The 12,781-nt window shown below is 57.6% G+C and carries 6 protein-coding genes; 4 read left to right on the top strand and 2 right to left on the bottom strand.

Going from position 1 to position 12,781, the window contains the following annotated elements; translation table 11 throughout:
- The first annotated feature begins 345 nt into the window (after nt 1-345).
- From PW789_RS07505 to PW789_RS07490, 4 genes are all read left to right on the top strand, one after another.
- Nucleotides 346-3,669, top strand: coding sequence for a TonB-dependent receptor (locus tag PW789_RS07505; RefSeq protein ID WP_299373768.1), 3,324 nt, complete (start codon nt 346-348; stop codon nt 3,667-3,669).
- A gap of 75 nt (nt 3,670-3,744) precedes the next feature.
- Nucleotides 3,745-5,253 carry a glycosyl hydrolase family 39 gene (locus PW789_RS07500; protein ID WP_299373765.1) on the top strand — a complete coding sequence of 503 codons (1,509 nt, stop codon included), beginning with the start codon at nt 3,745-3,747 and terminating at the stop codon, nt 5,251-5,253.
- A gap of 118 nt (nt 5,254-5,371) precedes the next feature.
- On the top strand, nt 5,372-6,997 hold the full coding sequence (locus PW789_RS07495; protein ID WP_299373762.1) for a glycosyl hydrolase family 39: 1,626 nt from the start codon (nt 5,372-5,374) through the stop codon (nt 6,995-6,997).
- Between the two features lie 44 nt (nt 6,998-7,041).
- Entirely contained in the window at nt 7,042-8,361 is a 1,320-nt protein-coding gene (locus tag PW789_RS07490) for a glucoamylase family protein (RefSeq protein ID WP_299373759.1), read from the top strand.
- Here the strand turns inward: PW789_RS07490 and PW789_RS07485 are convergent.
- Nucleotides 8,358-11,882, bottom strand: coding sequence for a glucoamylase family protein (locus PW789_RS07485; RefSeq protein WP_299373756.1), 3,525 nt, complete (start codon nt 11,880-11,882; stop codon nt 8,358-8,360). The two genes, PW789_RS07490 and PW789_RS07485, sit on opposite strands and share 4 nt — an antisense overlap.
- On the bottom strand, nt 11,822-12,751 hold the full coding sequence (locus PW789_RS07480; protein WP_299373753.1) for a hypothetical protein: 930 nt from the start codon (nt 12,749-12,751) through the stop codon (nt 11,822-11,824). Before PW789_RS07480 ends, PW789_RS07485 begins: the two co-directional genes overlap by 61 nt.
- Between the last annotated feature and the right edge of the window lie 30 nt (nt 12,752-12,781).

The following is a 12,781-nucleotide window of genomic DNA, read 5'->3' as shown; positions in this document are numbered from 1 at the left end:
CCTGACACACTGCTTTTCCCAGGATGGGGATTGATCGCCAAAGAGTCGTTGCAGGTATTTTCTGCCTGTAAATGACCGGTTTGTGGTGCTCCGCAAACGCTGACGCTGCAAAGCAAGACATACAAAGAGTTAAACCGGAGCTACGGTCGTGCAAGTAAGGCCGCTCCCCTTTTAGGAGCCATGATGACCACAAAGGTTTTATCTGTTCTCTCGCCGCTCGCGAGCAAAGACAATGAAGGAGTTCCGCGACTCTCCTTTGCAACGTTGCTGTGCACCTTAGCTGCACTCCTCCTATTATCCGTTCAGGATGCCCGTGCACAGTACCGCGCTGGCCTTCAAGGAACCGTGGCAGACTCGACGGGTGCTGTTGTACCTGGAGCAACCATCACCATCGTGGATAAGGAGACCAACCAGACACAGACCGGGAAGACCGATGGAGGCGGAGCCTACACGTTCAATCGTCTTGCCCCGGCGCAATACACGGTGACGGTCGAAGCTCAGGGCTTCAATAAGAAGACGGTCGATAATGTCGGCATCAGCGGCGAAATCATGCAGGGCCTCAATATTTCTCTCGATGCAGAAGGATCGAATCAGTCGATCACGGTCACGGACACAGCTCCGCCTATCAATACTTCAACCGCGACGATCTCTGGTGTCATCAGCGCCCAGCAACTGCAGGCGCTACCCTCTTCGAACCGCGACCCCTATCAGCTATTACGCTTAAGCCCTGGCGCTCTCGGGGATGGATCACAAGCCGCCGGCGGTGGCTCGTTTTCACTACCCGGCAATGGCGGTATCGGTGGCAGTACCTCTGCCGGTAGCATCTTTGCGGTCGAGAACCGAGCGCAGACGCAGGCCAATGGCGTGCGGACTTCGGGTAACTCCTTTCAGATCGACGGAAGCCAGGTGAACTCGTTGGCGTGGGGCGGCGGCGCCGTCATCACGCCAAATCAGGAATCCGTCAAAGAAGTCCAGACGCAGACCAGCCCCTATGATGCGACTCAAGGACGCAACAGCGGCGCCCAGGTTCTGGTTGTCTCCAAAAACGGTACCAATGATTTTCACGGCAGCGCGTTTATCAAACTGCATCGGCCCGGACTGAATGCTTATCAGCGTTACAACGGTCCTGGCGTTACCGTACAGCGCGACAACAACCAGTTCAACCAGCTTGGAGGAAGCATTGGGGGGCCCATCTGGAAGAACCATATCTTCTTCTTCTTTTCCTATGAAGAGCTGCGTAACAGCGGCAAGACACAGGATATTCACTGGTATGAAACTCCCGCCTACGACCAGTTAGTCGCGCAGACGAAGCAAGGCGGAGTTACAGCTGCCATTGCCGGTTACACCGGTCAGAGCGTCAACTATGCCAGTATCGACGCGACCTCTAACTGCGCTTACGCTGGATTCACTCCATCGAATTGCCACGATGTCTCCTACAACGGAGGCAACGCTCTCGATCTTGGATCGCCGTTGAAGACACCTCTTGGAACGGCCGATCCCAGTTGGACCGGCACTGCCTCCCCCGGTACAGGTGGTGGCTTCGATGGTGTCGCGGACCTCTTTCGCGTCAATACACTCAATCCAACTCGCAACACGAACCAGCAGTTCAATGGACGTCTCGACTGGCAACTCAATCCCCGTGATCTGATCGCATACACCATCTACTGGGTTCCTACCTCACAGACCTCCTTCAATGGACCTAACCGTACGTCGAATCTGTGGAATGTGAATCGCCTTGCCTACTCACACGCTGCGCTTTGGAATCACATCTTCTCTCCTACGCTGCTGAACGAATTCCGGCTCAACGGCGTGCGTTGGTACTTCAACGAGGTTACGAGCAATCCGCAGGAGCCTTTTGGTCTCCCACAGGCAACACTCGACCCCATGGCCGGAATTACTGACTTCCAGTATCTCGGAGCCCCTGGCCCCGGAAACTTCGCACAAACGACCTACAACCTGCGGGACACACTCACCAAGACCTGGCGTTCGCATAACATCCGCTTTGGCTTCGATGGCTATCGCGAACTCGACAACGACACGCAGAGCAGCAGCGCGATTCCGGTCTACACCTTCCGCAACCTGTGGGAGATGGCCAACGACAAACCCCGCCTCGAGAACGGAGCCTTCGATCCGCGCACTGGCGCTCCGACGACTTCCACCAAGTACATTCGTTCGTACATCTATGCCGGTTACGTTCAGGATGACTGGCGTGTGACGCCTAAGCTGACGCTGAATCTCGGCATGCGATGGGAGTACTTCACGCCGATCACAGAGAAGAACGGCAATATCAGCAACCTCGTCCTTGGGACCGGCGCGCAGACCCTCACCAATGCCTCCGTCAAGGTGGGAGGAGATCTGTTCAAGACCAGCAAAAACAACTGGGGTCCGCAGGTCGGCTTTGCCTACTCCATCAACCCCTCGTCCACACATCTAGCGGTGATTCGTGGCGGCTTCGGTATCGCATATAACCGCATGCAGGAGGCCATCACGCTCAACGGTCGCGCTAACCCGCCGCTGGTGACTAACCTGAGTGCCGCCTGCACAAACACCACCTTGACCAACTGCCCGGGGATCTACTACGCAGCTTCTTCCAGCCCAACCAACATCAGCGGCTATCCTGTGAATCCGGCAGCTCAGGTCACATTCGGCGCCAACGGTCTACCAACCAGCGGCGCACAGATCGCACTCTATGGCATACAGCAGGATCTTCCGACACCTATGACCTACAAGCTGTCTCTCGGGGTTGAATACGCCCTGAGTCAGAAGTGGGTGCTGAGCGTTGGCTATCAAGGCAGTCTTTCGCGCCATTACACCCGGACCAATCAACTTAATTGGATCTACTATCCCAACCTTAACCCTGCAGCCAACAGCGTCACTTACTACTCCAACGACGTCACGGCCAGCTCGCATGCATTGCTGACCGAGGTTCGCCGCTCCATGGGCAAGCAGTTCAGCATCACGGCACAATATCGTTACGGCAAGATCATGGATAGTGGCTCGCAGGACTACTACATCGATCAATATCCCTACAACACCCGTTATGCTTATGGCCCGGCGGACTATAACGTAACGCACAATGCCAAGCTCTTTGGTACCTGGTCGCCGAACTTCTTCCCGCACAACAAGCTGATGGAAGGGATCTTCGGCGGTTTCCAGCTGAGTGGCATCATTCAATATCACACCGGCTTTCCCTGGACACCGATTTACAACAACACCGGCTGCAACGTGGTCTACGTCGGAAGCGGCTATTGCAATCTCCGTCCCGGCGCACAGATCGCGCGCGGCAGCGGTGGAACCAGCAACAGTACCTTCGAACGCGCAGGCGGCCAATTCCCGAATGGCGGCCTGGCTTATTTCACCGTTCCTACCTATCCAACTACTGGAATGCCCCCTCCTCCAGGAGTTGGCCGCAATAGCCTGCCCGGACCACGCTACTTCGATACCGACATGGACGCGCAGAAGACCTTTGGTCTCCCGCATGCTGGCTTCCTTGGCGAAAACGCGGGACTAACCATTCGCGCCATGTTCTTCAACCTCTTCAACCAGACCAATATCCAACCCTTCAATTTAGGAGATACAAACACGCTGATTACCAGCCCTAATTTTGGACAGGCATACCGAGGACTGGGTTCACGCACCATCGAGTTCCAGGCGCGCTTCAGTTTCTAACAATTACTGCACCCAACGAGGAGGAGCGCAGACGATCGCGCTCCTCTTGCCTAGCAGACGCAGGTAGGAAGCCCCATGAAGATCCGCTTGCTTTACCTCTTTGCCGCTCTTCTCGTTCTCTTACCCAGCGCGCGCTCCTCCGCTCAGGAAACGGTCGTAGTCCAGGCGAATGCTGCCACTACGCCCTTCCCACACTTTTGGGAAGAGATGTTCGGCTCCGGACGGGCCATCCTGACGCTTCGCGAAAGCTACCGCGACGACCTGCGCGCCGTGAAGCAGATCACCGACTTCAAGTACGTCCGCTTCCACGCCATTCTGCACGACGAAGTCGGCGTCTATAACGAGGATGAGCACGGCAACCCGGTCTACAACTTCGCCTACGTCGATCAGATCTACGACGGCCTGCTGCATAACGGCGTCCGTCCGGTTGTCGAGATCAGTTTTATGCCGAAGAAGCTTGCCTTCAATCCTGACGCGCTCCATCCCTTCTGGTACAAGCAGAACGTCTCTCCGCCGAAATCCATGGAGAGATGGGACGGTCTCATCACAGCATTCGCGCAACACCTGGTCGCGCGCTATGGCATCGATGAGGTCTCCCAGTGGTACTTCGAGGTATGGAATGAGCCCAACATTGACTTCTGGAATGGCATCCCGCGGCAGCGCAGTTACTTCGAAATATACGATCACACCGCGCGTGATCTGAAGGCCGTCAATCCCCGGCTTCGCGTCGGTGGCCCTGCCACGGCAGCTGCACAGTGGGTCGATGAATTTCTAAAACACACCACCGCCAACAAGATCCCCGTAGATTTTGTCACTTCACACGGCTACGCCGACGACACCGTCGAAAATATGTTCGGCACCGAGGAGGACATCCCGATGAATCAGCGCGTCTGTCGCGCGATCGCCAAGGTGCGTGGGCAGATGAAGGCCGCCGGCAAACCTACGATGCCGCTCTTCTGGACGGAGTGGAATGTTCGCGGCGACCATCAGTCACGCGATACCACCTATGTCGGCGCCGCGCTCGCCGATACCGTCCGTCAATGCGACGGCATGGTCGACATGATGTCGTTCTGGACGTTCTCCGATGTCTTCGAGGAGGGTGGCCCCGGCCCGAAGCCGTTCATCGGACAATTTGGATTGCGTGCGGAGTTCGGAATCAACAAGCCCAGCTACTATGGCTTTGCCCTTCTTCATAAACTTGGCGACCAACGCATCGCCAACAGATCTCCCAACGTAATCGTGACCAGGCGTAACGATGGTAGCCTGACCATCGCGGCCTGGAACCTAGTCGATCCCGATCCTGCTTCAAAATCCAAAGCCACGCCTCATACCGTTACCTTCAACATTCGCGGCGTAGCTCCTAATGCCACGGCTACCGTTGAGCGCGTAGACGATGAACACGGCAATGTGCTGCCTGCTTACGCCGCCATGGGCAGCCCTGCCTATCCGACACCAGATCAGGTGGAACGATTGAATCGCGATACGGCGCTTCCGCCTCCCCAGCAGGTTCATCTCGCTGACGGAGAACTCAAATTAACGCTGGAGCCGAATGCCCTTATCCTGCTAACAGTGGAAAAACAATGAACTTTTATCGCCTTTCCCCGATTCATACAGGGTTTCGGCAGGTCTTCTTGGCGCGTTTCCGCATCCAATCCTGAGGTAACACCTGTCGGGAATAGTCCGGCTAAGGAGTGAACGAACGATGCTGCCCAAGACCCTCCGCGGGTCCAAGACTGCCGCCTTGCTGGCTTGTGCCTCCCTGCTTCCGCTTCATGCGCAGGCCGTCAATGACTCGTCGGCGACAAAAGTGAGCATCCACATCGACGCGAAGGCGGCTGGAACGCCCTTCCCGCATTTCTGGGAGAAGACCTTCGGCTCGGGCCGAGCGGTACTGTCGCTGCGCGACAGCTATCGGAAGGACATGCGGACGGTGAAGCAGGTCACAAACTTCGAATCTGTTCGTTTCCATGGGATTTTTATGGACGATGTTGGCCTGTATGACCCCGATCGCAGGCCGGTACAGTTTGCCCAGATGAAGAATGCCACCGCGGCCGCGACCAACTCGGCCACATACAACTTCTCGTACATCGACCAGATCTACGATGGCCTCCTGGAACAAGGAGTTCGTCCCTTCGTCGAGCTAAGCTTCATGCCAAAGAAGATGGCATCTGATCCAAATGCATTGCATGCCTTCTGGTACAAGCAAAACGTATCGCCGCCAAAAGACTATGCTCAGTGGGACGCGATGATCACGGCGTTCGCGCAGCACCTGATCGAACGCTACGGCATCGAAGAGGTCTCTCATTGGGACTTCGAGGTCTGGAACGAGCCGAACATTGATTTCTGGGCAGGCAAACCTGCACAAAAGACCTACTTTGATCTCTACGATCACACGGCGCTCGCATTGAAGAAGGTCAACTCCAGGCTTCGGATCGGCGGCCCCGCAACCGCTCAGGCCGCCTGGGTTGGAGACTTTCTGCGCCACTGCAAAGAAAATAATATTCCGGTAGACTTTGCCTCCAGCCACGTCTATGCCAACGACACGGCAAAAGATGTCATGCACACCAACGAGGTCATCCCTCGCGACCGAATGGTCTTCCGTTCCGTACAGAAGGTGCATGATGAGATTGTGGCTTCACCTCTACCCAAGACGCCGCTCATCTTCAGCGAATACAACGCAAGCTATGCCAACGAGCCGAATGTCACTGACAGCGCATACATGGGACCGTGGCTGGCCACCACAATCAGCCAGTGCGATGGACTGACCGAGTCGATGAGCTACTGGACCTTCTCCGATGTGTTTGAGGAACAGGGAGTGACACAGACCCCCTTCTATGGAGGCTTTGGCCTCATCGCTGAGGACGGCATTCAGAAGCCCGCGTTCCACGCCTTCGCCATGCTGCATCAGCTTGGCACGACACGCCTTCCCATCTCATCCGACTCCGTCATTGCGACCAGGCGCGACGATGGCGCCATCGTGCTCGCGTTGTGGAACTATGCGCCGCCGGATGGGACGGGTGCAGCCTACGCCGCACCACCTGCTCATCGAGAACCGGAGAAGACATTCGCTCTCGACATAACCGGCGCGGCGCCAAATGCAAAAGCCACGATCCTTCGCGTTGATAACGAACATGGAAACGTGATTACTGCGTTCGACGAGATGGGACGCCCTGCCTTCCCATCTCGCGATCAGATCGTCAAACTCAGAGAAGCAGGTAAAGCTGCTCCGGCAGAACACGCCTCACTCAGCAAGGGACGGATGACGGTCCAGGTACCACCGCAGGGTCTGGTCCTCATCACGATCGAAAACCATAAGGCGGCGCGATAAACTCGAGTGTCGGCTCAGCTCACATCTTCTCCGGTGACTTGCATATGAAGCACCGCTCGGCACCCGCCATGACACGGCGTAGCGCAACCCGTCTTATCGCCGGCTCCCTTCTGGGTGTTGGCGCGCCCTCGCTGACCGGCAAGCTCGCTTTTGCCGAGCCACGGGCTGCGCAGCTGAGCGATGCCGACTCGGCATTCCTCGACGAGATGGAGCGCCAGGCATGCCTCTACTTCTATGAGCAGGCTGATCCTGCGACTGGACAAGTGCTGGACCGAGCCAACAACCGCGTCGGCAACGGTCAGCTCGACTCACGCTTTGCCTCAAGCATTGCTGCCACCGGCTTCGGTCTGACAGCGCTCTGTATCGCCGACAGCCGCCGGTACATGCCGACCGACAAGATCCGCCGCCGCGTTCTTGCGACGCTGCAGTTTCACCTGCGGCCCATGCCGACCGAGCATGGCTTCTACTACCACTTCAACGATGTGAAGACCGGACTTCCTCTGCTCAACATTGAGGTCTCGCCCATCGACACGGCACTTCTGCTCTGCGGAGTGCTTACCTGCCGCGCGCACTTCAGCAAAGACCAGAAGATCGTTGATCTCGCCACGCAGATCTATAACCGCGTGGATTGGCCGTGGATGCTGAACGGCGGTAAAACCTTCGCGCTTGGCTGGCTGCCGGCAACCGGATTTCTTACCCCACGCTGGGACCACTACGCCGAGATGATGATGATGTACCTGTTGGCGATCGGATCGCCAACACATCCCATCGATCCCTCCATCTGGGCAAACTTCTCACGCCCCAAGATGAAGTTTGAACGCTACACCTACATCAGCGGTCACGACCCTCTTTTTATCCATTGCTACTCGCACGCGTGGTTCGACTTCTATCGCAAGCGCGATGCCTTTGCTGATTACTTTGCCAACTCCGTTACAGCGGTACGCGCGCACAAAGCATTCTGCCTGAGTCTGAACCGCGGCTATAGCGATGACTACTGGGGCATCACAGCCTCAGACTGGATGCACGGTTATACCGCATGGGGCGGACCACCGCTGATGGGCCCCATCGACGGCACGGTCGTACCCTGCGCGACGGCAGGCGCACTGCCATTTCTCTCGCGCGACTGCCTGCGTGTTCTGCGCTCGCTGAAAGACAAGTACGGCGAATACGCCTGGGGACGCTACGGCCCGTGCGATGCCCTGCACCCTAGCCTTTCCTGGTACGACTCCGACGTACTCGGCATCGACCTGGGCATCAGCCTTCTCATGGCCGAGAATCTGCGCAGCGGCTTCGTGTGGAAGACCTTCATGCAGAATCCCGAGACTGTCAGCGCGATGAAACTCGCAGGCTTTCGCAGCTACTAAGCGACCTGGGCATGGGGTGCGGCAGGCGCAGAGCCCGGCTTGGCAACAACCGGCTCCTCAAGCGCCTCCCGCGACTCCTTGCTAAGTGGCTTTTCATGCAGCAGCAGTTCCGTCGCCCGCACGATCGCATTGGCGTGGAACCACCGTCGGAAGCAATCGTCATGCAACAGGTTTGCGAGCGCGAGCAGGCTCATGCCCTGGTGATGTGCCATCCAGGAACGAACCATCCGAGGCTCGCGTCCCTCGGTATAATCCGCAGCTTCATAGAAGCCGTACTCTCCCAGCCAGCCCATTCCGTCCATGCGGTGAAGATTCTGAATCGCGGAGTCACGAATCATCTGCATCGCAAGAAACGTCGAGTAGGGCGAGATCACCGGCCCATCTTCTGCACCATACTTCAAAGCGAGCTGTGGGATTCCCCACGCCTGGTAGCCATAACGGCCAGAGGTATCCATGCGCGCAAAACCCGACTCAGAGATACCCCACGGCATATGCTTCACGTAATCCTGCTGAATACGCGCCGCCGATTCCAGCGCCCGGGTAATCAGCGTGTTGGCATAGGGCTTCATCCAAAGCGCGGGCATCATGTATTCGAACATCGTGCCCGTCCACGAAACCAGGCAGGCACGCCCTTTAGCAAGCACGTGGGAACGATCCAGGCGGAACCAGCATTCCTGGCCGATATCGCCTTTGGCCACTGCGAGAAAGAAAGCCATGCGCGCTTCGGAAGCCAGAAGGTCATAGCAGGCGCCGTATAGCTCGCCCGTTACACCGTCATATCCAATCGAAAGCAGCTTACGCGACTTCACCAGCAGGAAGCCGTACTCCATGGCATTCGCATATCTGTCGGCGCGTTCAGCAATCTCGGCAAGATCCGCTGTGAGCTTCGTAAGCCGTTCCTTAACCGTTGGCAGTATCGCCTGCAACTCCGCGACCACTGAGCCAAGATCAGATCCGTCCACCTGATTTCCTCGAACTCCCACAAGCCTTCCCTCAAGGTCCGCTACAAACTTTGGAGCAGCCTGCAGCGTAGGAACCTTGTGAAGATCGGCGAGAACATCATGGTGCAGCAATACGCTGAATCGAGGCAGCAGCCAAGGGGCATAGTCTTCTAAAAAGACCTGGAAGCTCTCACGGATCCGCACGCCCTGCTGCGCCGCCCAATCTCCGGCGCCTGAGAACTTGGTGGAACCGGCAAGCTGGCGCAGATCGCTATCGCGCACCAGCGATGCTCGAAGCATCTCGATGGCGCCGGCATGCAGCGAATACAGAGAAGCTGCCAGGTTGCCGCTGTCGACTGCCGAAACAATCTTCGGCGAGATCGCCTCAAGCCGCTCAATGTCATACCAGTTGTAGATATGGCCGCGCTGCTTCTCGAGCTTCTCGTAGGTGTTCAGCGTACCGAGTGTTGCCTCGGCGAACCAGTCCGTCATGACAAAGCCAAACTCATGCGCAGCCTGACGCGCATTGATCAGCATCCCCAGATTCGTCGGCGACAACTTGCGCACCTGAAACGTGTCCTTCTCTTCAACGTTGTCAGGAATCAGCCAGTGGTTCTCCGCGCCACCGAACTCCGCAAAGTAACGCCAGATGAGGAGTGCCTGCCGTTCGAGGAAGTCGCGTTCCTGCTCCTGCAGAGGCCCCTCCTCCGCACGCGGAGGCGAGTTCAGCCACGAGACGACCGCGGGAGCCAGCGCCCACAGCAGAAGAATCGGCGAAGCTGCCAGCAAAGCCTGCGGACGCGCAAGAATCAGTCCCATAGCAATCGTCAGGGCAACCACAGGAGAGAGCTTCAGATAGGTGTCTAGCGAGCCGCGCCCGCCGCCACCTGATTCAGACTGTGCTGCCGTCTCCCAGTCGAGCAGATTTCTACCTGAGACATAGGTGCGGTTCAGCGAACGAATAATCGCATCGAGCGAAAGCAGCATATGATGCGGCAGGAAGATCAGGTTCAGCATCGTGATGCCAAGCGAGGAGAGCATCGTCATGAATGCTCCTCGCGCAGCAGCAAAGCTCCCACTCACCAAGGCCCTGGCAAGATTGAAGCCCAGCTGAATGATTCCCGGCAGCATTACGAGCACCAGCACCGTAAGCGTCCAGTACAGCGCGCCTCCGGGCAGGAAGAACCATCCGAAGACGAACAGGAGAAACGTAATCGGCTCGATCAGGCTGCGACGAAGATTATCGAGAATCTTCCAGCGCGAGATCGTGCTGATCGGATTCTGCACAATGCGTCCATACTCATCCGGCACCGAGTTGAAGAGCCAGCGCAGGATCTGCCAGTCACCGCGAAGCCAGCGATGCTTGCGACGCGTATGCGCCGAATAGTGCGAAGGATAATCGTCGATCACTTCGATGTCCGAGACCAGTCCCGCACGCGCATATGCCCCTTCAATCAGGTCATGCGACAGGAGGGCGTTGCGCGGGAAGCGATGATCGAGCACTCGATGGAACGCACTGAGATCATAGATGCCCTTCCCGGTAAAGATGCCCTCTCCGAAGAGATCCTGATACGCATCTGAGACAGCTCGAGCATATACATCGAACCCCGTCTCACCCGAGTAGAGCGCCGCCATGCGCGAACGCGAGGCCGACGAGACGCTGACACCAACACGAGGCTGAAGAATACCGTAGCCCGCCGTAACAATTCGCAGCCGCGGATGGATGATCGCACGATTCAGGGGATGCGCCATCGTGCCCACCATGCGCGCCGCCGTTCCACGCGGAAGCTGTGTGTCGGAGTCGAGCGTTATGACGTAATAGATTCGCTCCAACACGCCCAGCGGGCCAGCCTTGCGCGGAAAGTTATCCATCTCGCCCAGCAGAAGCTTATTCAGATCGAGCAACTTTCCACGCTTACGTTCAAAGCCCATCCACACACCCTGGCGGGAGTTGAAGGATCGATAACGATGCAGCAGCAGGAATGAACCGCCCTTGCGATCCGCGTACTTCACATTCAAGGCATCAATCAGCCGAGCCGCCAGATCAACCAGGGATCCCTCGTCCGGATCAGCCGGGCGGACTCGCGTGTCCGGCATGTCAGTGAGCAGCGCAAAGTGAAGATTCGGATCTTCATTGCAAAGGAAGCGTGCCTCCAGCTCATCCAGCAGCTCTTCAACCTGCTTTTCATTGAGCAACAACGTGGGCACGACGACCAGCGTTGCGGCGTCGGCAGGGATTGCCTTCGAAAAGTCCAGCTTCGGAAGCGCCTCGGTCTTCATCAGCGTCGTGACCGTGCCATTCACCAGATCGACGGCGCCCTGGGTCGCAGGCAGCAACGCAAGCAGCAGAGCCGCCATCACCGGCCAGAAGTCGTTATGCGGCACCAGTGGCAGAATCATCGCCGTGATCAATAACAGCGCCAGCACAAACGTGCCGAGGATATAGAATTCGTCGTTATAGCTGCGGACGATATCGCGCAGCTTCTCCAGCATCGGCGGATGATAGCCGACACGTACCTTCAATTCGCGAACGCCATCCGCAACCAGGTAGTAGCCGACGTGCGACTTGCGCCGCGCCATCCGAGCATCGCCATGATCGATTCGGATGCCGCCTGCGCCAGCTCCAGCGCAACCTGAGCGGTCTGCAGCTCGCTTGTATCGGAGTGCCGGGCGAGCTCCGCGACACGCACTCGATACGACGCCCTCGTCTCCTCCTCCATTGCCGCATAGGCCCCCACCGGGTCCTGGCGCAGCGCGGCGTCAAAGACAATCAGTGGCTCCAGCACCTCCCGCCACTCAATCTGGTTCATCCGCCGCAAGCTGTGAATTGGCGCCGAAAACGGAGACCGCTCAATCGGCGGCATCTCGCCCGAGGCAAAGACCTTATCCGCGCGATTCAGAATGAACTCCAGTTGCGCCACCTTCAAAGCATCCGGCAGCAACTGAATCTCTCGCAGCAGCAGAGGTTCATGCTTCTGCACCTGATCCATGAAGATCGCCAGCGATGCACGCGACCAGATACCGTCAGCAGCAGCCAGATAGCTTCCAGCGATGTGAATGACCTGTGGCAGGTTTCCTGCGGGAGGAAGGGCGGCCAGTGGAACATCCCGGTACATTCCCGCCCCACTATCTCCCTTGGGCGCGGCCGATTCAAACATGCGAACGCTCTCCACCAGCTCAAGCTTTGGCGTCAGCTCCGTGGTTGAGGTGCCCTGCTTCCACATCGGCGTGGCGGCCTTAAGCCGTGCGCGCAGACCATCGAGATACTGAGCAGCAGCATCGGAGTGCTGTCCCGGAGCCTCCAGGCGAAGCGTGCGTGCCAAGGCGTCTGCCGCGAATCGCAACTCCGCTTCGGTAACGGACGGCTCTTCCGGCAGGCCGACCGTCGGCGTCTCCTGCACAGGAGCCGTCAGCGACGAGACGTGCGTATCTTCCGAAGACAAGGCCATTAATCCTTTCCATTCCTTTCAACACTCGCA

This window comes from Edaphobacter sp., from assembly GCF_028283685.1.
GTDB lineage: Bacteria > Acidobacteriota > Terriglobia > Terriglobales > Acidobacteriaceae > Edaphobacter.
Note: the sequence above shows the minus strand (reverse complement) of the source record. Positions and strands in the feature narration are given on the sequence as shown.